This window comes from Emticicia sp. W12TSBA100-4 (assembly GCF_040253585.1).
Classification (GTDB): domain Bacteria; phylum Bacteroidota; class Bacteroidia; order Cytophagales; family Spirosomataceae; genus Emticicia.
Map to the genome: position 1 here is coordinate 110054 of NZ_JBELAU010000006.1, position 26279 is coordinate 136332.

The following is a 26279-nucleotide window of genomic DNA, read 5'->3' on the forward strand; positions in this document are numbered from 1 at the left end:
AGTTTGGTGCTAAAACCATTCTTTCTTCATGAAACTGCCAACAATTACCATTGTTTTTAATCGCCTTAATTCTAAAAACAAAACAGGTATGTACTCACTACATCTCAGAATTACTATAAATAGGAATTCAAAGTACGTACCTATTCCCCTACCTCAGAAAATTTCTCCCTCAGACTGGAATGCCAAACACAAGGGAGATTGCTATGTCAAAAACTCACATCCATTTGCTTTTGAAATCAATCAAAAAATAATTGATATGAAAAATAAAGCAAACGACGTAATTAAAAGGCATTATTTACAGAATAAGTCTATCACATTTGATGCCATACTACAACAGCTTAACAGAAACTCGACTAAACTGACTTTTAATCAATTCGCAGCAGAGTATATTAAGAATCCAAAAGAGAAATTTGAATTAGCTACTATTACTAAATACAATACATTTTTAAAGCATCTTAATGATTTCAACAAACAAGTCCAATTCAATGACTTATCTCCCGAATTGGTGGTCAATTTTAGGACACATTTGGAAGTAAAACTTAATTTGGCTGGCAGCACAATGAAATCTTATTTCGATAAATTTAAAAAGATTGTCAATCAGGCAGAGCGAGAAGGTTATTTAGATTATCAGCAAACAAGGTTTTTGTTTACTGATGCTAAGATTAAGGTGAATGAAGCCAGTAGAACTTTCCTTGAAATCGAAGAGATTCAGCGTTTAATTCAATTAAATTTCAAACAGGAGGAGCAACATTTAGAACGAGACCGAGATTTGTTTTTATTCCAAATTTATACGGGATTGTATTATAATGACCTCAAAATCCTAAAAAAAGAACAACTTAATGAAAAAAAGGGTGTTGGCTTCTTTTTGATTTCACGACGAGATAAAAATAATAACAAGACGATTATTCCGCTTTATAAATTTCCAAATTCATTAAGAATAATAGAGAAGTATGGCTCTATTGATAAGGATGATGAATTAGTATTTGATGCAAAGTATATCATTGAAGACCAACCCTACAATAGAAACCTAAAAGAGTTAGGGGTTAAAGCCAATATCAAAAAGAACATTTCCAACAAAGTGGCAAGACACACGAATGCTCAATTATGGATTCGTTACGGAACAGCTCGTGAAGTAGTTTCGAAGATGATGGGCCATGTTAAAAGCGAAACGACGGAAGAATATTTCAAGATAAATATTAATGATGTTGAAGAAGGTGTTAAACACGTAAATTTCAAAGATTTAGGACTATGATAAATCTTAATATCTTAAATAAAAAACCTAAGAAGTTATCTATTAAGTTTTACCTTCGTAGAGATATATCTCCTATTGTTTATACTCTACATGGTTCTAATGATACCTATTATCACCTTTATATTGAATTTATTTACAGAAGAAAAGTTAATAAATGTAAAAGCAGGTATTTTCAATTTGTGGCAAATGATAGTTATGTATATTCTTTCATCAGAGGATTTGAAGATAGTGGTTTAAAGGGCTATAACATTTATGGAATTAAAGAAAGCGTATTTACAGATGATGTGTATGCAATAATTAATAATGATATAGAAGTAGATTTTACTCAAAGAAAATATAATTTACTTGAGTTGCTATTTATCGAAAAGCAACACCTTAAATATCTATTTCAAATGTTATTTGAAATAGATGAAGAAAATTTCACCTTGTCAAGGGTTTCAGAAGGCTATCAAAATAGCTTAAAGTTTATGTTTGACTATTTTGATTTAGTTATTAAAGAACTACTGCAAAACAAAATTAATTCTATACTTCCATTTTTTCCACTTCTTAACACAAAAGAAAAGTTCACTATACTTTCAACTAAATTATCTCAAACGCTATCAACTTTAGATAGAAGCCATCAAGCTTTAGAAAATGCAGACATTGATTCTATATATAGATATGTTAAGTTATTAAATGTTATCAATATATTATGTGAACGTTATTTGGTATTTGATTTCAAAATTAGTGATTCTAAAGGTATGACATTACCAATTTGGTGCGTTGATAATCATTCTGAAAAACTAAAAGAATATATTTATTTACAAACATTGAAGTTTGGCTTTGAAGATTATTCTAAAAATGAAATAGAAAGTACATTTGATTTTATACTTAGCGAAGTACACGATAGAGTTCAAAAAGATTTATCAATAGTATTAGACTGCTTTAAATAATTTTTTTACCAAAAATGTTTTCCAACTGGAAAGCATTTTCTATATTTGTAAAAACTTATAAAAATTAACAGAAATGAACTCCACAACAATTCCTCAAATCATAATGATTCCCGAACAGGAATTAAAACAAATCAAAGAGACTCAAGGAAAAATTCTTGAAAAATTAGAAAGTCTTCAAACAAGAGAAATACCACAATCGCCCTACATCACAGCGATAGAATTTATGGAAGCTGTTAGAATACGAAGAACAAAATTTGACCATTTAGTAGCTACCAACCAGATAAAAACCTTGAAGAAATCAAGGAAAATATATGTTCCGACGAGCGAAATATCAAAATTCTTTTCCGACCCAAGCATAAAATAAAAAAACGCAAGTTCGGGCAAACTTGCGTTAAAATAATTTCTTGAGCTACAAGAAAGAATCTGGTGCGAATATAACCAGTTTCTTTAGAATTCCCATGTTCAAAAGTAAAAAAAGGTTATATGAATCAACATTTTTCATTTTGCAAAGGTGGTATAAAAAGCCACACTCCCGATTCCGACATTGGAATTGAAAATGCTTTTGCATTAATCAATTCTGATACCTACAAAGAGCAAATTCTTTCGATTAGGACTACGACAGATAAACGACTACAATCTCAACAAAAAAGCAAATTAGACTATTTTATCTTTTCTGGTACTTTTTCTACTCGGAAAGCAGCGGGGTTAATTTCTCATAGTGGGCTGATATGCTTAGATTTTGACAATATCGAAAATGTTGAAGAAGTCAAAAAGAAAATCTACGCTAATGAATTTGTTGTTTTAGGCTTCGTCAGCCCTTCGGGAAATGGTTTAAAAATTATCGTTAGAATTAACATTACAGATAACGCTGCCGCTTGGCAACAATTATTTGAGTATTTCAAGCAAAAATATACTATTGAAGCTGATAAATCAGGCAAAGATGTTTGCCGAGCGTGTTTTGTAAGTTATGATACCACAGCTTATTTTAACTCAAATGCCAAAGTTTTTGAAGTAAAAAAAGTAAAGCAAGCTCCCCTATTTGAAAATTGGCAATCGGAACTGACAAGAGCCAAACGAGTAGTTGAACGAATTACCGATGAACGTATAGACATTACGGATAATTATAATGCATGGGTAAATATTGGTTTTGCACTTGCTACATTTGGCGAAGATGGTAGAGAATTATTTCATTTGACAAGTCAAATGAATGCTCAATATAATAGCGAAGACACAAATAAAAAATTTGATAATTTACTGACCACAGGACGTTTTACCAGCCCTGCTTATTTCTTCAAACGTGCGAAAGAATGTGGTGTTACCATCACTAAAAACCAAAATGCTCAACCAGAAACTCAGGTAATCAAAAATGAAGAAACCTACACAAATGGCATTGTAACGTATGATTTACAAGATTATCAAATTTTGATAAGAGCAGGTCAATCAAGAATAGTAGTTGCCGAAGGCTTTTTGCTTTATATCAAGTATCAAACAACCGACGAAAATGAGCAATATACTTGGGTGTTAGAATTGCGAGTGCCTGACGGAAACCCCATTTATATTGAAGTTACGCATGATGATTTATTTGAGCCAAAAAGCCTTGAAAAAATACTTGGAGCAAAACGCCTAAGTATGAGTATCAATTATCAACAATTGCAGAAACTACGAACATTTTTGTTCACTTGCACCAAGTTTCCCAATGCTATCAAAGTACTTCGTTATGGCTTGCATCCAGCAACGGAGCTTTACTTTTTTGCTAATTGTGCCATTACAAAAACTGGAGAAATCTTACATCCCGATTCCTTTGGTATTCTAAAATATCAAGATATTTATCTATCAGTTCCTCAAGTCAATCGAGGTCAGGTATCGCCATTTACCTACGTTGACAATCATGTAACTTTTGATGAATGGTATTTACTTTTCAGTAAGGCACAGAGGGAAGAAATGACCTTTCTTTCCACCTCTTTCATGCTTTTCTCACTTTTCCGAGATATTGGAATCAAAGAAAATGGTTTTTCACCGATGCTTTACATTTATGGTATCGCTGGTACAGCCAAAAGCACTTTATTTCTCCACCTAAATTATATTTTCGGTACAGATGGAAAAGCAATGGGAGTCAATTTAAAAGGCAGAAACACCGAGCCTGCTTTTGTGGCTAAAATCGAACAACGACACAATGGGTATCAGTTCGGTGATGAATACAAGCCAAATCATCCTTTAACTCCCCTATTTCAAGCCAGTTACGACAACAAAGCCTATTCTAAAATGAATATGTCATCGAAAGGCTATTTAGACACGACCGATTTAGTGCCAAAATGTACGATTGGATTTGCTTCAAATTTTTTGCCTGATTTGCCAAATGATGAGCCATTTTTTAGCCGTTTAGTGATGTTAGTCAATAATAATCGTAACAGAACAGAGGAACAGAAAAAAGCATTTCGAGAGCTTTTAGTCATGCAGGAAAAAGGCATAACCTCGATTGTTTGTGAGATTTGGCAGTACCGAGATTTAATAAAAAAGGAATTTAGAAAGAATTATCATCTCTTGAAAAATGCGTTAGAAAAGCACTTTGAAAGTCATCAAATTGGTAATCCTCGCTATTTCTATAATATCGCTCAGATTTTGACTGTTCCATACATTCTTTCGATTCACGGAAAAATAGCTTTATGTGAAGCCACAAACGAGCAAGATTTATTAACTGAGTTTATTAATCGAAGTGAAACTTCCATTCTGATTTCGGAGCGTTTGGTTCAAGAAAAATCAGCTTTACGAGAGTTTTTTGATTGTATTCAAGAGCTTTTCGATAAGGGACAAATCTATGAATCAGTACATTACAGACTTGAGAATCAGGACATTATTATTAACCTACAAAGGCTTTATCAAAAATTTGTTGGAGAATTTAAAAAACAAAACCGCTTTGAATTGCAACCTCCAAGTATTCAAACGCTTCAAGATGAAATTTTAGCGATACTTGGTTTGGATTCTCAGAGTGAAGAAGTGAGAAACAATTTCTTTAGAAAACTACGATTTACGAATGAAATAGAGAGAAACAAAACTGATTTTATTCGTAATTCTTTCAAAATTAATTATCTGTTTTTACAAAACACTTTTGGTCTTGATTTTACATTTTATCGAACTGATTCAAAAAAATAGCTTTTTTTATGCCACGTTGCCACACTTGAATAAATACTAACATAAACCAATAATTATTAATTACTTATATAAATAATTCTTGTGGCATTTCCGTGGCAAATACGTGGCATTTGTGGCATCGTGGCAGACCTGCCACAAAGATGCCACGCAGAGTTTACTCGTAAAGACTTGGCTATAAGAGTCTTATAACTAATGTGGCATAAAAAAGTGGCGTGGCACGCCACAAGAGGGTAAAAAATATTTTAAAACGTAAAAATAAATGACCAAAGACCTACTAATCGAACTCTATCGCCAACAAGACCGAAGGCGTAAAAGGGTACTCTATGATTTATTTAGTGATACCATTCAAATCAATGCTTCACTTCATTTTATCGCTCAGATGATTAACAAAGAATTGGGTGTTGAAGGCTTAATAACACAAGACGACATAAAATATTGTCGTCATTACTTCAAGGATACAAAAATACAAGTCAAAGCTCGATTGCCAGAAATTCCCAAACGACATCCTATTCCTGACAAAAAGAATGAAACAAGCCGTAGCGACGGTCACTCAAAAGAAATCAACTGGACAAATCCAGACGAAGTAAATCTTAATCAAGTAATCAAATCTAAATTTTCAAAATAATGAAACAATTGCATTTTATTGTACAAGCAAAAGGTGGCGTTGGCAAAAGCCTTTTGACTTACCTTTTTGGATTAACCAAACAACAAGACGAACCAAGTTTGTTTGTTGATGTGGATAGTTCAACACAAACATCTACTCGTCAATTAACTTTTTTGGGTGAAGACAGAACCGAAACCCTTTCTCTTTTGAATGAGAAAGAGGTATTGGTCAGAGATAAATTTATTGCCTATCTGGAGAGTTTGGTCGATACTCCTTTCAATGACATTTATTTCGACTTTGGAGCTCCTGAGTCGGAGCAGTTGCCAGCCTTAATTGAAAGAGATTTACCATTCAAAGAATTCTTAGACGAATTAGATTTTCAAGCCCATTTTCATATTGTTGTTGGCGGTGGCGGAGCATATACATCGTCAGTTGAGTATTTACAAAAAATACTCAAAGCCCTCAATCAACAGTTTGAAGTTTCGGTTTGGCGAAGTATTACTACATTTAGTAATTTCCCAATTTTGGCTCAAGAGTTACAAACCAACTGCAAAAAATTAGGATTGCCATTACGTCAGTTTGGCGATTTCGAGCCAAGTTCAAATTTAGGTAGTCAAATTTTAGATGGTATCAGAAAAGGCTATGGTATCGGTGATTATCAAACGGGTGCAAAAATCAAGTTAAAGAAAGAACTAAACGACAACTTCAAAGGTGAGTGATAATATAATTGACAAAGGCTTTTTGACAAGGTTGAAAGGTGCTTACCAAGCCAAATATGGCATTGAAATGGACGAGTGGTCGGCAATGGTACTTTACGAAATTTCTGAGAATTTTGAAAATAATAACAAAGTTGCTGAAAACACCATCATAGAAATTGAAAAGGCAAGTAACCTGATAAAAGGGCAACTCAAACCTATTCATTTTCATAGAGAAGGTGATTCTTTTTGGTATGGTACGGGTAGAAGTTTGCCCTATGCCATTGCGTTACTTATCATAGGAGTTCTTTACTATCTTCTAATCAGTGATATTTTTGAGTATCGAGAGCTAAAATCTACGATTACAAATTTCAGTAATTACGAAAATCTAATAAAAGAAGGGATTATAGAAGAACAAAAAGGATACTTATATTTGATACTCAATGAACACAAGGAAAATGATGATAGTGTTAGTGTTGGAAAAGAGTTTTTCATAACAAAAGATAAAAAGACCGTTTGGATACCAATAGGTCGAAAACAAGAGTAAAAGCACATATTCCTAACCAATTCAACCTAATTCGACCCAATTCAACTTTTTTCGACTCGTTTCCACTTCGTTCCACTTTTAGCGAAGGGGAAGAAAAAGCAAGCTGTGGTGTGGAAGTCGCATAAATGCTCCTTTCCACACCAGCTTGCAAAGGGAGGCCCCTTTGTACCCCATTATTCGCCTATCGGCTCATAATTCTAAAATACATTTCATGGAAAAGAAAACCAAAGGCAGACCTGCCAAACCAACCGCTAAAAGAAAAAGATTACACTATTCGGTTTGGGTTAGTGCCGAAGAAAAAAAGCAAATTGATGCCTTGATAGCTCAATCGAACCTTCCTGGAAGTCAGTTCTTTTTGACTCAAGTAATTGAAAAACCGATTCAACGACCAAAGAAAAAATCATTGCCTAAATCGGTAATTGAGCAAATTAGCACACTTGAAAAACTTTCTGGACTCTTGGCTTTGTCGGTCTTGAAAACAAAAGACAAAGCAATGATTGCAGAAAATTGGCAACAGAGCAGCCAAAACGTCAAATGGATAACCAACTTGATTGTTTTGAAAATCTTTGAAGATTTCGACTTCCCAAACTTGAGAGATAAGTTATGTAGGATAAAAGACGATGCTCAGTTGCTTTATTGGCAATTAGAATTAAACTCAAAAACCGAAGAACAAAACGAACTTTTAAGTTTTTCAAGTAGGCTACACTACAATAGCAAAGAGTTGCTCGAATCATTTGAAAAACATTACCAAAGTCAGGCAGAGCCACTACGTTTTCAAAAACTTTGGATTGAAGAAATGGACATTCATAAAGAAATTGAAAATATCAAATCTGACTTATTGAAACGATGATAGGGAAAGTTACAGGTGGCTCAAATCCAACTGGATTGTTGAATTATTGTTATTATGAAAAAGAAAAACTTTCTGTGGCAGAGAAAGCACGTTTAACGCCAGCCGATGTTCGAGGTGAAATTGTCTATATCCAAAATTTAGGAATCAACACTATGCCTGATGGACGATTTGATATGGATTATTTGGCAAAGCAGTTTCGAGATTGTGCCGATAAAAATCAAAATTTAAAGAACTATGTTTGGCATCAAAGTTTTTCGTTTCCGAAAGGAGAAACACCAACAAAAGAGCAAATACAGAGAATCAGCACCACTTTTGCGAAAGATTTTGGGTTTTCTGAAAACCAACTCGTTGTATTTCAGCACAACGACACCAATCATGCTCATTTTCATATTGTAGCCAATCGTATCAATTTTAATGGAAAAACTACCGCTAATGATGGGTATAGTTATCTAAAAACTGGTACATTTTGCAGGAAAATTGAACAGGAATTAGGCTTGCAAACTACGCCAAACATGAAAGCATTATTACCCGAAAAAGAACGAGAGATTTCGAGCAATACATTAGCTCAAAGTATTCGAGATAAAATTGATAGAAATTTACTTAAACATAAAACAATGGAAGACCTCAGGAAATCCTTAGAAAAGGAAGGGGTAAAAATTTACCAAAATCGAGGAGTAAGTTTTTTGGATACTAAGACCGCTGCAAAATTTAAAGGTTCTGATTTGGGCAGAGAGTATTCTTTGATGAATATTGAAAAACGATTAGGGCAGCAGCCAGTGATTGAAAAAACTATGATTCCTGAAAAAACAAAGGATATTGAAATAAAATCTTCACCAAAACTTGAAATGGATTGGGGAATGGGAATGTAAATTTTGTAGAATACGTATATTTGAAATTTCCCTAATTAATGAGAATTCTTACTTTCAATACTTCTAAAATGATTAGGCGATATACCTAATAATAAATATATAGCAAGTGAAGTTTGATTGCATTTAAAAATGATTATTTTGCACTCATATTTACTCAACCACCATTATAATTATTATACACTGTTGAAAAAAATACGCTACCTCACAATCCAGTTTGACAATGAAATTGAGCCTTGGGAATTATCATTATTTCGGGGAGCTGTTATTGCAAAAGCAGGAAAAGACCACATCCTATTTCATAATCACCTCAATGACCGAGAGTTTCTCTATGGTTATCCTGTGATTCAATACAAGCGAATAGGAAAATGTCCGATGCTGGTCTGCCTTGATTATGGAACAGATGAAGTACATCATTTCTTCAATACTGGTAATCTTGCCGTAAAAATTGGCGAAAGGGATGTAAATTTAGTTATTCGCAAACTCAATCTGAACCAAATTAATTTACAGGTTTGGGAGAAATCCTTTCGTTTTAAAATAAGAAATTGGATTGCATTGAATCAAGAGAATTATCAGAAATATGCACTCATTAAAGATAACTTGGGCAAAATTGAATTCTTGGAAAATATTTTGAAAGCCAATATTATATCTTTTGCCAAAGGTGTAAAATGGGATATTGACAAACAAATAAGTCTAAGGATTGATAAAATTACTTCATCAAAGCAAGTACCGTATAAAGGTACTCGTTTGACTGGCTTTGATATTGAATTTCGGACAAATGTCTTTCTACCAGATTTTGTGGGCTTGGGTAAAGGTGTAAGTTTAGGTTTCGGAACAGTAACGATTGTAAGAGAAAATCAAAAATAGCGATGGCACAAACGAGAGATGTAATACATTTAGCAGCTTTGCTGCATGATATTGGAAAGTTTTATCAGCGGGCGGATAAAAGTGGCGTTCAATCATCTGAACAAATAGATTATTTCCACAAAAAATTTGAATCAGTAATATGTCCAACTCGTGACGGTCGGTATACACACAAACATGTTATTTGGACAGCTCAGTTTTTTAATGATTTTAAGGACATTTTTGAAAACAATATAGATGCTTTTGGTAAAGATGGCGGTATAAGTAAACAAACCGTTCGCTGGGCTTCTGCTCATCACAATCCCAATGCCACAAGTTTGGAGGAATGTGTTGTTCAATTGGCTGACCATTGTTCATCAGGTGTTGATAGAACTGAGTCAAAAGGTTTGGAAGATGAAGCCGTAGAATATGACTATGAAGTGTCTCTAGGCTGGGATAAGTTTAAGGAAGTAAGAATGAAGAGCATTTTTGAAAACTTACTTGACAATAATACAGATAAGTTTAAATTGCCTATTTCGGACGTGGAACTGACCAAAGCTTTTTTTCCGAAAAGTAAATTTGATACAAATGGACAAATAGAATATGCTAATCTTTGGAAAAAATTCAAAGAAGAATTATCAAATATTCCTAAAAAAGATATTAAACAGTTAACGGATTCTATTTTATACCTTCTTGAAAAATACACTGTAACAATTCCAAGTAGTACACAACATTTACCCGATGTCTCTTTATATGAGCATTCTCGTAGTACAGCTGCTTATGCCCTATGTTTATATGATTATTTGAAAGAAAACAATTCTATTAAATGTCAGATTCAAACTGATGAAGAACCTTTTTTACTTATTGGAGGAGATTTATCGGGTATTCAGCCTTATATCTACGACATTGTTGGTAAAGGAGCTGCCAAAAATTTAAAAGGTCGTTCCTTCTATTTACAACTCATTGTTGAAGTAATAGTTAGCCATATTTTGGAAGAACTAAACTTATATCGCACAAATATCGTGTATAGTTCTGGTGGTGGTTTCTATATTTTAGCACCAAATACAAATTTTGTTAAAGAAAAAATACCCAATTTAATAGCAGCAATTAGTGCTAAAATCAGACAAGAACACGGTACTAAATTATACTTAGCCATTGATACGCAAGCTATCAAAAAAAGTGATGTTTTTAATGGAAGTATTAACACCCTTTGGTCAGAATTAACAAAAAAGCTCTCCGCTCGAAAACAAAACCGTTTTGCTGAATTTATAGAAATACAGGAAGGTTTTGACTTTTTCTTTGAACCAACCGAAGCTGGTGGCGAAACAAAAAGAGATGCTATTACGGGCGAAGAATTCAAAGATTGCGATGGGCTATTTCCATTTCAACCGGAAAATGATGAAGTTCAGAAGCAATTTGTAAAGAAAACGACTTTTGAACAAATACGTTTGGGTAAAATACTACGTGAAAATATTATATATCAAGTAATTACAAAGACGCCGATTTCATATTGGGAAAATGGCTACGAGTTTAATGGACAGCCAACTCATTTTTATTTCCAACCACTGGAATTGGGTAAATACTATTATTTTTTAAGTGAAGAAGATTTAGATAATCTAAAACGAAAAATAAAAGGAAGTGTAGATAATGCTACGATATTGAAAGTAAATAATACACAATTTTCAGATTTTCAGCTTACTGGAAATGGTGTAGTAAACGGCTTTACATTCTATGGAGGAAATGACCTACCTCGCAATAAAGATGATGAAGCACTTTATTTTGATAATTTGGCTGGTGATGAAAATGTATCTTTCAAGCGACTTGGCATTTTAAGAATGGACGTAGATAGACTTGGTTTGATATTTAAAGACGGTTTCCCTGATAATAAAAGAACTTTTTCTCAATATAGCACGCTCAGTCGTTCCTTAGACTTCTTTTTCAAAGGTTATATAAATACAATTTGGAAAGAAAATGAAGATTTTAAGAGTAACACTTTTATACTTTATGCAGGTGGTGACGACTTGTTTATCGTTGGCAAATGGGATATTGCTTTAGCTTTTTCTCAGCAAATTCAAAATGACTTTTTAGCGTGGACTTGCGAAAATCCAATGATGGGGATTTCTGGAGGAATGGCAATTGTTGGTGGTCGTTATCCAATTGCAAAAGCTGCTACCCAATCTGATGAAGAAGAAAAACGAGCTAAAAATCATTCGTTTGAAAATAGAGACAAAAACGCTATTAGCTTTTTAGGAATGCCTTTTGCTTGGGGCAAAGAGTTTGAAATGGTAGAGAGTTTAAAGTGCCAATTAGTATCGTTGATAGGGCAAGAAAATGGCATCTCAAAAGGATTTTTAGGCAAAATCTCAACACTCCATGCCATGAAGACTGAGCAAGAGAGCAAAGGATTAAATCCAAGTTGGCGATGGTTATCAGCTTATGATATTGGTAGAGCAGTTTTATCAGTAAAATCAAGCGAAGGCAAAGCATTTTTGGAATCAGTAAAAATAGCAATATTTACTAATAAAAAAATAGAAGGTAGTCAATATCAATACCTTGATATATTAAATTTTGCCGCCCGTTGGGCTGAATTAGAAATGAGAAGTTAAACTTTTAAACAATAAAAAAATTTATGATACATGAGTTTAAAAAAGAATGGATTACAGCCAATATTACTGAGGACTGTATCACTTTTACAGAAAAATTTGGAAGATATTTAGTTGACAATGGCTTCACTACTTCTCAAATTAGGAATGTTTTTGGTGAGATTAAGCGAATCCAAATGAGTGGTTTCAAAGACCATAAGACAGATTTTCTTTTATTAAGACCCAAAATGGCTTACGCTTCGAAACGAGCGACTGATAAGGATAAAAGAGCAACTGGTGCAAGCGAATTTGAGAAAGTTCTAAAAGAAGCTCATCAAGCCGTTGCCTCTGGAAAAGATGGAGATAATACACGTTTTGAGAACTTCTGTGACTTTGTTGAAGCGGTCTTAGCATATCATAAGGCGGCTGGTGGAAGGGATTAATTTATTTCAAATTTTAACATTATTTATCAATGAAACTTATCAAAAAAATTATTATATCAGGTGAAATCGAAGCTAAAACAGGCTTAATGATTGGTGGTTCAAATACTGCGATGGGTATTGGTGGCCCAGACAGAACTGTTATTCGCAATCCAGTAACAAAACAACCATACATACCTGGAAGTTCTTTAAAAGGCAAAATGAGGTCACTCCTTGAACTTTCTTATGGTAATATTGGCTCAAAAAAAATGGGAAAAGTAGAGAATGGCCCAAGTGAAGACCCTACTCATGCAAGTACAAATCTTTTTGGTTCTGCTCGAACGGATGGTTTTCAACGACCTTCTCGCATAATTTGCCGTGATGGATTTCTTCTAAATCCTGACGATTTAAAAAATACCGATTTACCTTTTACTGAGGCAAAAACTGAAGTCGTAATCGACCGAATAACTTCGGCAGCCATGCCAAGAAGTTTTGAACGAGTTCCTGCAGGTGCAAAGTTTGGGCTTAATATAGTAATCAATATTTTTGATGAAGACCAATTCAAAGACCAATTACAGACCTTAGCTTTTAAAGCATTACAGTTAGTTCAAGATGATTATTTAGGTGGCTCTGGTTCAAGAGGTAGTGGGCAAGTAAAGTTCACAATAACCAAAGTAACCGAAAGACCAAATAGTTTTTATCATGGAGATGGAGGAGAAAGTGATTTAATGAGTTCTGTACCAGAAGATTTAAAATAAAATGGCAAATTTTAAAATATTTAAACTCCACTTTTTAGCACCTTTACATTTATCGAAAGGTAAAACTGATGATTATGGCGAAAGTGAAGAAATTCTTCACTCAGATACCATCAAATCTGCTTTGTATGTGTGTGCCAGACAATTATTTGGTGCAAAGGAGATTGGAGATAATGATAGTTTTTTCAATTCTTTTCAAATCTCATCAGCATTTCCATTTTACGAGGACGAATTGTTTTTTCCGAAACCAATGTCGAAAATTCAACCTTTTAAAAATGAAGAAATAAAAGAGGAGCTACAAGCTAAGAAACATAAAAAAGTCACCTATTTAGGAAAAAGCTATTTTGAGGATTTAATCAATGACCAGAAACTTTATCTTTCAAAGGCTGACTTAACTTCTGATGGAAAATTTATTAGTAATCATGCTGCTATTAAAAAAATAAAAACGCCGATTTTCAAATCAGAAGTACAACAACGTGTTACAATTCCTGCTGATTATTCGGAAGACCCAACACCGTATTACGTTGATAGGCTATTCTTTACACAGGGTGCGGGACTTTGGTTTGCTTTTAAGGGAGATGATGAAATATTTGAAAAAGTATCAAAAGCATTAAAATTGTTGGGAGATTCAGGCATTGGTACTGATAGAAGTGTGGGTAATGGACAATTTGAATCATCTGCTTCTGTGATGAGTTTACAAGTACCCGAAAATGCCAAATATCAATTAAACCTGTCGCTTTGGTGTCCACAAAAGGAAGAAATTAGCGACTCCCTTCTTAAAAGTAGTTCTTATGGACTCATTAAAAGAGGTGGATATATTGCAAGCCCTTCAAAGATAGAGCATTTGACCTTACGTAAAAAATCAATTTATATGTTCACTGAAGGTTCTATTTTTCCAAATCATAAAGTTTTAAAGGGTAAAGTTTCCAATTTGAAACCAGATATCGCAATAGTTACACAAGATATTTGGCGTGATGGATTAGCTTTTATGATACCAATAAACAAAGCAGAAGCATGAACAAATTTTTGATAGAAACCATCACACCATTACATATTGGTAGTGGACGAACTTTACAAGGTAATACAGAATACCTTTATTTTGACAAATCCAAAACTGTTTCGATAATTGATGAACATAAAGTTTTAAAAATTATCGGTGATGAAAATATAGATAGATGGGTTAATATTATTGAAAAGGGCGATAACCTTTTAGATTATTTAATTCAAAGAAGCCCCACAAAATCTATTTCTCCATCACAAACCGATAAACGTTTACTTAAAGTCAAAGGTAATTCAAATCCAGCATTTGGTAAAAGTGGTATTCGTGAACAATTATTTTCGGGAAATGGTCAGCCAATTCTCCCTGGTTCTTCCTTAAAAGGAGCTGTAAGAACTGCCATTTTAAACCAAGTCATTTTGAAAAGCCCATCATTTGCTAATCGAATAAATGACTTTAAAGAAGTTTATAATGGAAGAGTCAAATATAAAGGTGTTCAATTAGAGAAAAAATATTTTGGTGGAGACCCAAATCATGATGTTTTTCGGTTGCTTAGAATATGTGATACACATTTTAATCAAACAGAATGTATTTTGGCTGAAACGCTCAACGAAGAAGGTGGTGTTCAGAAAATAAAACAATCTGTACAACAGCATATTGAATGTATTCCTGCCAATCAAAGTGCTTTGTGTAGCATACAAATACCTCAAGATTTAATACGCGAAATTGAAAAACGCCCCTCTGAATTAAGTCTAATGAAAGGAATTAATTCTATAAAAAGTATTCCAATCATTTTTGCTCAAATTAAAGCTCATTCAAAAAAACATATTGAGCAAGAAATAAAGAAATATGAATTATTGAACCTACCACATCAAGCAGACTCTTATGTTGAAATACTAAAAGACATTTATGAAAGTTATCAAAACCTTTCTGAAAATCAATGTATTCTAAGAGTAGGCTTTGGTACTGGCTATTTAAGTATGACTGGTGGTTGGGCAGAAGAACAATGGAAAAAAATTCCTAATAATGATTATAAAAAAGAAATGAACGACTTGGCTACTGCGGTTCGTAAAAATGATAGATATAATGGAATGGCTTTACCTAAGTCTCGAAAAATAGTATTGGGAGGTATTCCTTTGGGTTTTTTGAAATTAACCCTTTTTACCGCTGACGAAGCTACTCAATGGGAGGAAAAAATCAAACTCCAAGCTATCAAAGACGAAGCAAAACGCCTAAAAGATGAACAAGAAGCCAACGAACAAGCCGAACTAAAAGCCACAGAAGCAGCTATTGCGGAAGCAGAACGAATTGAAAAGGAAAGGTTTGCTGCCGAAGAAGCCAGTAAACCTGAGATGTTTGAAGGGAAAATAAAAAAAGGTGATATTATAGATGCAGAAGTAGTAAAAGTTGAAGGTGGTAAAACTGCTACATTAAAATTTTATGCAGCAGGGCAAGAAACGAATACTTTCAGAAAAATAAACTATAATGGTATTCAAGTTGGGCAAATCATTCAAGTTCAGGTAAATAACATTGCAGGAAATGGAGCAATTGTGGCGGTTGAGTTTAAAAAATTTAAATGACAGAAATTATGCATTCATCGAATTAATCATGTAAATTGCATTTTTAAAATTCAAATTACATGATTAATGATACAACGAATACTTGAATCTACGGTTCTAGAGTCCTTAGATTTCTTTCCTGCGGTGGGTATATTAGGATCACGCCAAGTAGGTAAGACAACCCTGGTGAAGTCGTTGATGAATCAGCTGAATAAATCTTCTGTTTATTTCGATCTAGAGATAGCCGAAGATTATGAGACTCTCGTCAATAATACTACTTGGGTAATTGACAATAATCGAGATAAAACGATAGTAATTGATGAAATTCAACGATACTTACCCCTACTACCACAACTTAGGGGCTTAATTGACAGAAATCGTGTTGCAGGTAGGTTTATTTTGTTGGGGTCGGCTTCGCCTATTTTTTTAAAAAAAAGTTCTGAATCATTGGCTGGGCGAGTAGCTTACCATGAACTTTCACCGATTGGCTATGCTGAAATAACACAAAAAAATATTACTGAAAATATACATTGGCTAAGAGGTGGTTTTCCAAATGCTTTACTTGCCCCGACCGATATATTTTGGAGTAAATGGCAACAAAACTTTATCAAAACTTACATTGAACAGGATTTGTCTAATCTGGGAATGTCGAACCAGCCCATCTTAACGAATAATTTTTTACGAATGATTTCGCATGTGCATGGTTCGTTGCTCAACTATTCAATGATTGCGAACTCACTCGGAATTACGCACACTACCGTACAACGTTATGTAGATATTTTAGAGCAAGCATTTTTGGTTAGAAGGCTCGAACCATGGTTTGTAAACGTGAGTAAAAGAATAGTGAAAAGTCCAAAAATATATATTCGTGATAGTGGAAACTTGCATTATTTGCACAACATAAGGTCTTTTTCTGATTTAACTCAAAACCCAATCGCTGGGGCATCATGGGAAGGATATGTAATAGAGCAAATCATCCAACGACTAAAGGATGGGATTCAGCCATACTTTTATCGAACTTCCAACGGGGCTGAGATGGATTTAGTATTGGTAAAAGGCTTGAAACCAGTGGTTTCGATAGAAATAAAATTATCGTTGACTCCCGCTCTTAAACGTGGCTCAACAGAATCAGTAAACGATTTAAAGACTGAACACAATTTTGTAGTAACACCAGCAGGTGGAAATATGCCACTTAAACCAAGTTGGATACATTGTAATTTGAAAGAAGTATTGACTCAATTAGAAGCATTAGATATTGTATGAAAAATTATTTGGTTATTACACTTGGAATGAGAGAAATTCAGATTCCGATAGGTAAAATAGAAGAAAATAGCTTTGAAGTGATTGAGGAAAAAGGAGAACGATTTTCTAAATATTTCATACAAAATAAAGATAATAAAAATCTTTTAATTGAGGTAAAAAGACCAACCTCTGAATTTCCTGACTTTTATACATTAAATTCTCCAAGGAATGATGGAAAAATCATTGCATCCTCTCATTTTGAATTATTTAAATCAATTATTGATTACCCTATTATTCGTCCAGCAGTCGAATTCTTAAAACAAAAAAATATCAACTTAGATATAGTAACGCTTATTTACACTGACCAAGAAGAAGAATATGACATAGGTCGGGTAGCAGAGTATCATAAAAATAATGATTCTATATTTTATGCAGAAATTTTAGAAAAGCTGTTCAAGGCTGATGATTACTTTCATAAGACTCAAATAGACCTGTTTGTAGTAAAAAAAGAAGTTCATGATTTATCGTTCCAATACGACGATTTTAAAAGAATAAACGAATATTTGCTATATTCAGAACAGGTAGAACAAGTGTTTTTATTTCCACAAGGTGGAATAGATTCAATAAATCAAGCTTTAACTTTACGCTTGATTGAAACATTTGAGGGAAAAGTAATCCAACTTCAAAAAGCTGAAGGTGCAAATTTTAAAGAACTTAATTTTCCTGCTAAGTTTTTAAGTAGCTTAAATAAGCAAAAAGTTTTGAAACACTTAGAAAACTATCAATTTGGTCTAATTGATGAAAATTTAATTGCCGATAATCCTGAAAAAGAGAAAATTCTTAAATTGTCTAAATACGCATACGAAAAACTAAATCTAAATTATACTGCGTTTCCAAAAGGAATTGAAGGTAAATTTAAAGAGGGAGGAAAAATTGAAATAAAGTGTAAAGATTTATATTTGTCTGCAAAAATAAATTTTTATAACCAAGATTACGGAAATTATCTTTGGAAGCTTTTTACTCTTTTGGAAAACCTTTACCGGTATAAATGTGAAAAGTATATTGGAGATACATCTGGCTATTATGATAGTAAATTTGAGAATGGAGTTGAGAATGTGGAATGGATTAAGTTTTTAAAAAACTCATTACCTAACATAAAAAATGATGATAAAAGCCTATTTGATTACCTTGACGGAGTTTATTTACCCGCATCAGGAAATAAGCTGAAATTAAATAATCCTAATAGACATCTATTCAAAAATACATATAGTTTTTTGGTGGGTGCAGGAGTAATTGACGATTCAAGTGAAACGCAAAAAAATCTCGAAAATATTGAAAGAACATTAAACGGTTTATCTTTCAAACGAAATAAAATTGCACATGAGATGGCCCCAGTAAGTATTGAACAGCTTAATAGATTAGTCGGGGAAAATAAAATACAACAGCTAAATAGTAACCTTGACCAAATCTTTAATATCCAAGGTTTCGGTATTTATGACACAATTAAAAAAGAAATCAAAGATTTACTTTAAATACCTTTTTCTCATTTTTGTAGTAATTTCGGCAAATGATTTTCTTAATTCACTTGGTTCAAGCACTTCGGCGTTTGAACCAAGTGCCAATATCTTACTACGAAACTCATAATTATCAATAACAAAAAACTCAAAATCAGTGTATTCATCTTCTTCTAAAATTGCCCGTTGTGAATGATGTAAAACCTTAGACATCATATAGTCGACGCTATTTCCATAAACCCTTAGAACTATTTTTTCAGGTTTTTGACCATCTTTTTTTGTTACACCAATCATATCTTTAAAATGGTTTTCAGCATTCCACCAGTCACTTTTAAAATATGCCAACTTTGGTTTCAAAATTGGGTTGCTATCTCTAATTCTATCTATCGGATACTGAAATATCTGCTTACTTCCAGTTTTTTCATACTCCGTTTCGCTCAAACCAAAGATATACCAACGCCCATTATATTCTTTGAGTAAGTATGGATGAAAAGTATCTTCAAATTTTTGGTTTTGAAAATTTTGGTATCTAATGCTTATAACTTGTTCTTTTTGAATAAAATTTAGAAACTTAGGAAGCAAATCGGCATTCTCCAAGTTTTCGATGGGGTTATCAAACATCACAATTTTGGATGATGAATCAGAAATCCTGAGAGCTATTTCATCAAAATTTACATTCATCAAATCATTGATTTTATTGAAAGCCTGTAACTTGCCCACAATACCTTTCAATTCATCTAATAATAAGGTGTCATTTGTTCCTAATACTTCCAAGAACGAAAATGACTCTGTATAAGAGTATTTTTTTGATTTTTCAGGTATAGGAGCACCTTTACTTCGTAGATATTTTATATCACTAATGAGAGTTCTTCTCGAAATACCAATTTCATAACCGCTCGTATCTTTGATGGTAGAAAGTCTGTGTTTCAATTCTTCCACTAATTCATCGACAGAGTATTTTCCATTTTTTTGTAATAAATCATGAATGATATTTAAACGCTCAAACTGAAGTTTATTTATTGACATATTTTTATTTTTTATGTAAATATAGAATGTTAAGTGAAATTAGATAGCACTATAAATAAATTTATTTTCAAAGCTTTTTTTACTAACATACTTTTGCAGCACAATAATTTTAACAAAACCCCAATACTACCTTCAATACACCAAATGCACTTACTCAATATCTTCCTTTTGTAGCTACATCTGAGCAGGTTTCGGCTTTACAGTCTATCCAACAATTTATTGCTGATGATAGCGATTTTCTGATTGTCCGTGGAGCGGCAGGTACTGGCAAAACTTCTATCATGAAAGCCGTTGTAAGCTATTTGGACGCTAAAGATACTAATTTTCAGCTATTAGCACCTACTGGGCGTGCTGCCAAAAATATTGCTTCTAAAACTGGGTATTCGGCTGGTACAATTCATAGTACCATTTATTCAGTAGAAACTGATACCGAAAAAGCCATTGTAAAGTTTGTACTCAAACTCAATATAGAAGAAGAGCATAAGGTTTTTATTGTGGATGAAAGCTCGATGATTAGCGATAGAATCAGTAAACAAGAAAGTTTTGAAATGAAAGACTCCTTGATGTCGGACTTTATCAAATTCATTAAACAAGGTGCAAAATCAAATAAAGTTATTTTTGTGGGTGATAGCTGTCAGCTTCCGCCTGTAGGATATAGCAACAAAGAGCAGCCACCTGCACTGAGTGTTGATTATCTTACGCAGAAGTATAGTTTGTGCGGAAGCATGATTGAACTATCCAAAGTGATGAGACAGGCCGAAGGTTCGTATATTTTGGATGCTGCTTATCAGGTAAGAGAGTATATTCTGACTCCTACGAAAGGTCGTTTTGGCAAAAAAATAGGTTCTTTTATGGGAAAACCAGAGCAAGTAGCTAAACTATACATTGATAGTTATAATGCTAAAAAGCAGGATGCGGTAGCTATCATTGCCTATGGCAATAAATATGTGAGCGATTGTAATAACTTGGTTAGGTCGGGGCTTGGTTTGACTGGTTCAATCTGCGAAGGTGATAGAATAGTACTTAATCAAAACTATTATGGAAAATCGTTTGCTTATGTGGCTAATGGCGAAGTTGGTGAAATAAAGAGTATAGGCAGTCGAAATAAAATCGCCGATTTATCATTTGTCGATGTTGAAGTGGAATTTAAAGATTCGCTTGATTTACCTTTCAAGGTTCGTACCAAAGTAATGCTCGATACGCTTCAAGATCCAAAAGCTTTGACTCAAGAGAAAAAACAAGCACTTTTTGCCGCTGCTTTTCGAAATAATCCTGTTTTTAGGCAATCTAATAAAATTTGGGATGATGAATATCTTTCGGCCATGCAAGTAAGTTATGGCCATGCGTTTACCTGCCATAAAGCCCAGGGAAGCGAGTGGGATACTGTATTACTCAATACTTGGAGTCCTGATGATGACTATCGGTTTTTATATACGGGAGTGACAAGAGCAAGAAAAAACATTTTCACAAATAGCGGCCACTTAATGGGTAAATAGCAAGATCAATTTACACAAATTTACAGGTAACATTATTTCACTTAAACTTTGACTATTATGACAGATTTCAACACAAATTTCGATAAAGTAAAAGACCTATTTTCAGGCAATTCAGTAGAAAATAACATTTTAGAAAACGCAAATGAGGCTATTATTGAAGCTTCAAATGTTTTTTCTGCGGATGTTATGCGGGTAAATCTAAAAGATTATGCCATCAAGCAATCTATGGCTCATAAAGGCGATGCCAAGGCTTTGCTCAATTTGTTTAATGAGATTCGTAGCGGCCATTTGATTGATGAAAGTGCTGATTTTGAATTTCAAGAAAAACATCGCTACGCCTTGGATGACCAAATTGTTGATTTGGAAAAATCATCGGAAGAGTTATTGGGCGAACAACAGAAAGTCAGTGAGGTGAGTATTCCAAAACTCAAAAAGGTAATTTTGGACTTTGAAGATGCAATTCATCAATGGCGTTTGAAGGAAAAACAGCCACCTACACCCGATGTAATGAATCGTTTTACGCTTTGGAAATATGGTATTATGCTTGGTTTGGGCTTGATTTATATTTTAGCATTTTATATTAGCTGTGTTTATATGGGTATGGTCAGAAACCCAATGGAAGAAGCACAGCTATTAAACCAAAATGGTGGTTCGGCAAATTCTTTATTTGGTGCTATTTTTTCGAGAAGGGCTTTTGGTATTCTTGATTTCCATTGGGTATCTCCGATTCTTCTTTTGATGTTTGCCTTTGTGCTTGATTATCTCATTCATGAGCTAAACGGACGTAAACGTATAGCAACCATAGTTACGCTGATTGTTATAACTTTTATCCTTGATGGATTTATTGCTTATAAGATTGAAAACACCAATTTTGAGATGAAAAAGCTCATGGGCATTGATGACGCTTCTCATCAATGGTACGCCAGTAGCGATTTTTATATAGTACTTATCATGGGTTTCGTTGCTACACTGATTTGGGGAATTTTACTGACAGCATTTAAACAGGAATTAGGTAAAACTGATTTTATAAAAGTAGTTGCTTTAGAGATTGAATTTTTACGCAAGAAAATTGCTGATATGAAAAATCAGATAGAAGCATTGGAGTTGGATTTAGTAGATATTTCGACCAAAATCAAGAAAATATCGCTTGAAATCAGAAAGTTACGAGACCGAAAGCGTGATTTGAAAATCAGCATTCCTGAGCTTGAACGCTACATTACAAAATTTTATGATGGTTGGATGCAAGTGGTAACGATTATTCCCGATAATATAGTAATTAAACAAGCCTGCGAACAAGTCAATGAGGAGTTCCGAGCAATGTATATCACTGGAAACCGACTAATTGATTCTAATCAAGAAGAAATGGAAACAGGTTCAAGAGGCGGACAGTATTATGTGAATGAATATGGCAAGAAAATTTATCTTTCACAATTATAGGCAATAGTCGGTATTATATTCAAAATTATACACTTAAACTACATACACTTATGACGACATTTATTAAATATTTCACTTTTTTTGTTTTATTTTTCTGCTTAATGATTGTAGCACAAGCACAATCGGCCAAGAATGAAAACTATATTGTTTTGCTTGATCTCTCAGACCGACTGCTAACAGTTGACCAAACTAACCGAGACAAACGACTTATTCAAGACGTATTTGCTCGTTTTGAAGGTATTGTTCGTCAAAAATTCATTATCAATTCAAATGATTGTTTCAAGGTTGTTGTTGCTCCACAACAGGGTGGAATTATCACCGAAACTTACGAAAACGAGTTGTATATTTCGATGGCGGAGTTTAATATTCAGCAAAAAAGAAAACAACTTGAAGCTTTTAAGGCGAACCTTCCGAAGGTTTTGGACAAATTATATGCCGATGCTACCAAGGGTAGAAAGTCATCGAAAGATTTTAGTGGAACAGATATCTGGAAATATTTCAATGATTTTTTGGTAAATGATGTGATAAATACGCACCAAAATAAACTCTTTGTGCTAACTGATGGCTATTTTGATTTTGAATCTAACCGTTTTGTTGGTCAATTAGGCAATCGCACTACTGACTCTCGTGTACTGAATAAACTCAGAAATGACTCAGATTGGGAGAAAAAACTGCACTCCATAAATGAGGGTTTAATTCCTGTGAAGAAAAACTTTGGCAAACTCTCAGTATGTTTATTGGAAGTAAAGCCTAAGTTTCAGAACCTCAATGAGCAGGATTTATTGGTGGCGGTTTGGCGAAAATGGCTTTCGGAAATGAAAATTAATTCGTTTACTTTTTCGCCACATGGTTCGCTGCCTGCTACTCAAAAGAAAATTTATACTTTTTGAAATGGTGAAAATAGCTTGCACTATTAAGTATTTACTTTGTGTCATTATTTCACCATCTAAATACTACTAGTCTTCAATACTCAGTTAATTCTCAATAAGCGTGGAACATCTATTTCGGTAAAAGAAGGGCGATACTTTGTAAAAAACAAGGAGCAAGAAAGCTATGTACCGTTTCAGCAAGTGCGAAGTATTATGCTTCATTCGGCTACGAATCTTTCGCATGAAGTAATTTCAACGGCGATTCAGCACAATACCGAGATTTTATTTATTGACCGAAAGGGTTTTCCGATTGGGCGAGTTTGGAGTCATCATTTTGGCTCGATTTCAACGATTCGCAAAAATCAGCTGGCTTTTGCTCAAAGCATTGCAGGAATTAATTGGATTAAAGATATTTTGATAAAAAAAGGCAATAATCAAATTTTGGTTTTAGATCTTTTGAGTATCATTTTGCAAAAAGAAATGGATATGGTAGATACTAAATCAAAGATTCAGGCATCGACTGAAAAAATAAAAAACTATGAAATTCAAGACCACTCCGAAACTTTTGCCAGTTTTAGGGGCTACGAAGGCAGCATGGGTAGGGTTTATTTTCAGGCCATAAGTAGTTTATTGCCAAGCAAATACCAGTTTCAGAAACGTAGTCAACACCCAGCCCATAATGGGTTTAATTGTCTGCTAAATTATGCTTATGGTATGCTCTATGGTATGTGTGAGTCGGCATTGCTGAAAGTTGGTATTGACCCGCACATTGGTATTATGCATCGTGACGAATATAACCGACCGGTACTGGTTTATGATTTTATTGAGCAGTTTAGGCATTGGGCCGATTATGTGGTTTGCCATTTGTGTGTACAGGAGGTTGTTGATACGGATTTTTTTGATGTAGAAAACCAACAGTTTTGGCTCAACCAAACAGGTAAACGGATTTTGATTCAGAGTTTCAACGATTATCTGAATGAAGTTGTGGTGATGGAAGGTCTGAGCCGTTCGAGATTGAATCATATTGAATTGATTGCCCAAAAAACAGCAACATTTTTAAAAACTTTCTCACCTTTAAACTAATATCGCCCTTCACATTTTTTATCGGAAACGCCATCGCCCAATCACCTGCCGAAACCTTAATAGGTATTGCGGCAGAAGATTTATTCTTGAAAATAAAACAAGACCAAACGCTTGCCGTTGAGGTGAGCCGCTTGCGTAAATTGCGAGAACTTGATATAAAAGCTTATAAAATGCTTAAGACTCGATTGCCGTATTTTGTGGGTGCCTCGTTTCGTGAAGGTGTGCGTCATTCGGATAATTTTGAGAATGCTAGCTATCTGACGATTGATGTGGATGATTTTTTTGGTGAAAATACGCAACTTCCTGAGCTATTACTGACGCATCCTGCGGTGTTGATGGCTTTTGTATCGCCGAGTGGCACCGGCTTTAAGGTAATTTTTGGTTTGAATGTTCCATGTTCTGACTTGGGGCAGTACAAAGAGTTTTATCGCAATTTTTCGAGGGTTTTTGCCGAACAAGTTCACTTGGCAGGTAGTATTGACATGAAAACTTGTGATGCTACTCGTGCTTGCTTTTTGAGCTTTGATGAAAATGTTTATTTCAACCCAAATGCCGAATTGGTTGAATGGCAAAGATTTATCAATCAAGAAACAGTAGCGGTATCACTCGATGTAATTAAAACACCAACTGAGCTTGACCAAGAGGCTTTGGGAAAAGTAATGGATAAAATTAGTCCGAATAGGCCAACAAAAAAGGTTTATCAAGGCTATGTTCCAGAAGAATTGAAAACAATGGAACAGGATATTGCTTATGTATGCATCAATAATAACTTGGTTTTGGTGGCAATACTTCCTATTAGTTATGGCTTGAAGATACAAGTAAAACAAGGTTATAGGATGGCTGAAATCAATGTGTTTTTTGGTAAAAAAGGTTATACCGTAACTCGTTCACCCAAAACGGGTACTGATGCTAATTTATCTGAAATAGTATTTTGTTTGATTCACGACATGATTTTCCCACCGGTAAAAGTAATGGGCGTGATGGGTGAAGAATTAACTCAACTTTTATGCGTAAACTGATATGCCCAGAAAAAAACGACAACCACTTAGTATTGGCGAAGCGAATGTGCAGCGAGCAAATGTGGGGCTACCAACTTTAAGTGCCAATGAGGTTTTGGCACTTGAAAACGACTTGCCAGTACATTTCGGACGTTTTTTGGAATGGTTTAACAATCAAAAACATAAAAATTCAGAAGAAATGTACTGTTTTATACTTTATGATGTAGAAAATAATAAAATCAGGCGAATCTTGGCAAAATTTCTTGAAAAGAAAGGATGTATTCGTATTCAAAAATCTGTGTTTTTTGCGAAGGTTCATCGAAAACTTTATCAGGAAATTAAGCAGATTATTACTGAGTTACAATTGTGCTATGATAACCACGATACTATTATTATGCTACCGGTGGGCGAAGATATGCTCAATAGTATGAACTGTATAGGCAAAAACTTTGATTTTGAATTGCTTACACAAAGCAAGCATACAATTATATTTTGAAACTATTTTTCTGATAATACAAACCAAGATACCACCTTCAATACTACCAATACTCAGCAAGTACACG

24 protein-coding genes are annotated in these 26279 nt (G+C 34.0%); 23 read left to right on the forward strand and 1 reads right to left on the reverse strand.

The window, feature by feature from the left end:
- Window positions 1–28 precede the first annotated feature (28 nt).
- The 17 genes from ABR854_RS09690 to ABR854_RS09770 all read left to right on the forward strand — a co-directional run bounded on the left by ABR854_RS09690 (window position 29) and on the right by ABR854_RS09770 (window position 18825).
- On the forward strand, window positions 29–1252 hold the full coding sequence (locus ABR854_RS09690; protein WP_350265202.1) for a site-specific integrase: 1224 nt from the start codon (window positions 29–31) through the stop codon (window positions 1250–1252).
- The gene (locus tag ABR854_RS09695; protein ID WP_350265203.1) at window positions 1249–2184 is read left to right on the forward strand and encodes a hypothetical protein; all 936 of its coding nucleotides are present in this window, start codon (window positions 1249–1251) and stop codon (window positions 2182–2184) included. The genes ABR854_RS09690 and ABR854_RS09695 overlap by 4 nt, the downstream gene beginning before the upstream one ends.
- 73 nt (window positions 2185–2257) lie before the next feature.
- Complete coding sequence (locus ABR854_RS09700) at window positions 2258–2548, forward strand: hypothetical protein (RefSeq protein ID WP_350265204.1); 291 nt, start codon at window positions 2258–2260, stop codon at window positions 2546–2548.
- A gap of 119 nt (window positions 2549–2667) precedes the next feature.
- Window positions 2668–5334, forward strand: coding sequence for a BT4734/BF3469 family protein (locus tag ABR854_RS09705; protein WP_350265205.1), 2667 nt, complete (start codon window positions 2668–2670; stop codon window positions 5332–5334).
- A gap of 259 nt (window positions 5335–5593) precedes the next feature.
- Complete coding sequence (locus ABR854_RS09710; RefSeq protein ID WP_350265206.1) at window positions 5594–5959, forward strand: hypothetical protein; 366 nt, start codon at window positions 5594–5596, stop codon at window positions 5957–5959.
- A complete protein-coding gene (locus tag ABR854_RS09715; RefSeq protein WP_350265207.1) occupies window positions 5959–6657 on the forward strand; it encodes a P-loop NTPase family protein in 699 nt (232 codons plus the stop codon). Before ABR854_RS09710 ends, ABR854_RS09715 begins: the two co-directional genes overlap by 1 nt.
- Window positions 6650–7180, forward strand: coding sequence for a hypothetical protein (locus ABR854_RS09720; RefSeq protein WP_350265208.1), 531 nt, complete (start codon window positions 6650–6652; stop codon window positions 7178–7180). The genes ABR854_RS09715 and ABR854_RS09720 overlap by 8 nt, the downstream gene beginning before the upstream one ends.
- Before the next feature lie 211 nt (window positions 7181–7391).
- On the forward strand, window positions 7392–8030 hold the full coding sequence (locus ABR854_RS09725) for a hypothetical protein (protein ID WP_350265209.1): 639 nt from the start codon (window positions 7392–7394) through the stop codon (window positions 8028–8030).
- Window positions 8027–8899: a relaxase/mobilization nuclease domain-containing protein gene (locus ABR854_RS09730; protein ID WP_350265210.1), complete on the forward strand. Its 873-nt coding sequence runs from the start codon at window positions 8027–8029 to the stop codon at window positions 8897–8899. The genes ABR854_RS09725 and ABR854_RS09730 overlap by 4 nt, the downstream gene beginning before the upstream one ends.
- Window positions 8900–9082: 183 nt before the next feature.
- Window positions 9083–9763: a CRISPR-associated endonuclease Cas6 gene (locus ABR854_RS09735; protein WP_350265211.1), complete on the forward strand. Its 681-nt coding sequence runs from the start codon at window positions 9083–9085 to the stop codon at window positions 9761–9763.
- 2 nt (window positions 9764–9765) lie between these two features.
- Window positions 9766–12345, forward strand: coding sequence for a type III-A CRISPR-associated protein Cas10/Csm1 (gene cas10 / locus ABR854_RS09740; protein ID WP_350265212.1), 2580 nt, complete (start codon window positions 9766–9768; stop codon window positions 12343–12345).
- A 23-nt stretch (window positions 12346–12368) separates the two neighbouring features.
- Window positions 12369–12764: a type III-A CRISPR-associated protein Csm2 gene (csm2, locus tag ABR854_RS09745; RefSeq protein WP_350265213.1), complete on the forward strand. Its 396-nt coding sequence runs from the start codon at window positions 12369–12371 to the stop codon at window positions 12762–12764.
- Between the two features lie 29 nt (window positions 12765–12793).
- Window positions 12794–13498, forward strand: coding sequence for a type III-A CRISPR-associated RAMP protein Csm3 (gene csm3 / locus ABR854_RS09750; protein ID WP_350265214.1), 705 nt, complete (start codon window positions 12794–12796; stop codon window positions 13496–13498).
- Window position 13499: 1 nt separating this feature from the next.
- The gene (gene csm4 / locus ABR854_RS09755; protein ID WP_350265215.1) at window positions 13500–14513 is read left to right on the forward strand and encodes a type III-A CRISPR-associated RAMP protein Csm4; all 1014 of its coding nucleotides are present in this window, start codon (window positions 13500–13502) and stop codon (window positions 14511–14513) included.
- Window positions 14510–16072, forward strand: coding sequence for a type III-A CRISPR-associated RAMP protein Csm5 (gene csm5, locus ABR854_RS09760; protein ID WP_350265216.1), 1563 nt, complete (start codon window positions 14510–14512; stop codon window positions 16070–16072). Before csm4 ends, csm5 begins: the two co-directional genes overlap by 4 nt.
- Before the next feature lie 66 nt (window positions 16073–16138).
- Window positions 16139–17314 carry an ATP-binding protein gene (locus ABR854_RS09765; protein WP_350265217.1) on the forward strand — a complete coding sequence of 392 codons (1176 nt, stop codon included), beginning with the start codon at window positions 16139–16141 and terminating at the stop codon, window positions 17312–17314.
- Window positions 17311–18825, forward strand: coding sequence for a hypothetical protein (locus tag ABR854_RS09770; protein WP_350265218.1), 1515 nt, complete (start codon window positions 17311–17313; stop codon window positions 18823–18825). Before ABR854_RS09765 ends, ABR854_RS09770 begins: the two co-directional genes overlap by 4 nt.
- Here the strand turns inward: ABR854_RS09770 and ABR854_RS09775 are convergent.
- Window positions 18817–19833: a helix-turn-helix transcriptional regulator gene (locus ABR854_RS09775; RefSeq protein ID WP_350265219.1), complete on the reverse strand. Its 1017-nt coding sequence runs from the start codon at window positions 19831–19833 to the stop codon at window positions 18817–18819. The two genes, ABR854_RS09770 and ABR854_RS09775, sit on opposite strands and share 9 nt — an antisense overlap.
- A 218-nt stretch (window positions 19834–20051) precedes the next feature.
- Between ABR854_RS09775 and ABR854_RS09780 the strand changes: the two genes are divergently transcribed.
- The 6 genes from ABR854_RS09780 (at window position 20052) to cas2 (ending at window position 26212) form a co-directional block, all read left to right on the forward strand.
- Window positions 20052–21329: an ATP-dependent DNA helicase gene (locus ABR854_RS09780; protein ID WP_350265409.1), complete on the forward strand. Its 1278-nt coding sequence runs from the start codon at window positions 20052–20054 to the stop codon at window positions 21327–21329.
- 57 nt (window positions 21330–21386) lie between these two features.
- Window positions 21387–22766, forward strand: coding sequence for a coiled-coil domain-containing protein (locus ABR854_RS09785; RefSeq protein ID WP_350265220.1), 1380 nt, complete (start codon window positions 21387–21389; stop codon window positions 22764–22766).
- A 50-nt stretch (window positions 22767–22816) separates the two neighbouring features.
- Window positions 22817–23656: a hypothetical protein gene (locus ABR854_RS09790; RefSeq protein WP_350265221.1), complete on the forward strand. Its 840-nt coding sequence runs from the start codon at window positions 22817–22819 to the stop codon at window positions 23654–23656.
- 87 nt (window positions 23657–23743) lie between these two features.
- Window positions 23744–24718, forward strand: coding sequence for a CRISPR-associated endonuclease Cas1 (cas1, locus tag ABR854_RS09795; RefSeq protein WP_350265410.1), 975 nt, complete (start codon window positions 23744–23746; stop codon window positions 24716–24718).
- Between the two features lie 32 nt (window positions 24719–24750).
- Window positions 24751–25737, forward strand: a complete 987-nt coding sequence (locus ABR854_RS09800; RefSeq protein WP_350265411.1) for a CRISPR-associated primase-polymerase type B — start codon at window positions 24751–24753, stop codon at window positions 25735–25737.
- A gap of 1 nt (window position 25738) precedes the next feature.
- Window positions 25739–26212, forward strand: coding sequence for a CRISPR-associated endonuclease Cas2 (gene cas2 / locus ABR854_RS09805; protein ID WP_350265222.1), 474 nt, complete (start codon window positions 25739–25741; stop codon window positions 26210–26212).
- Window positions 26213–26279 lie beyond the last annotated feature (67 nt).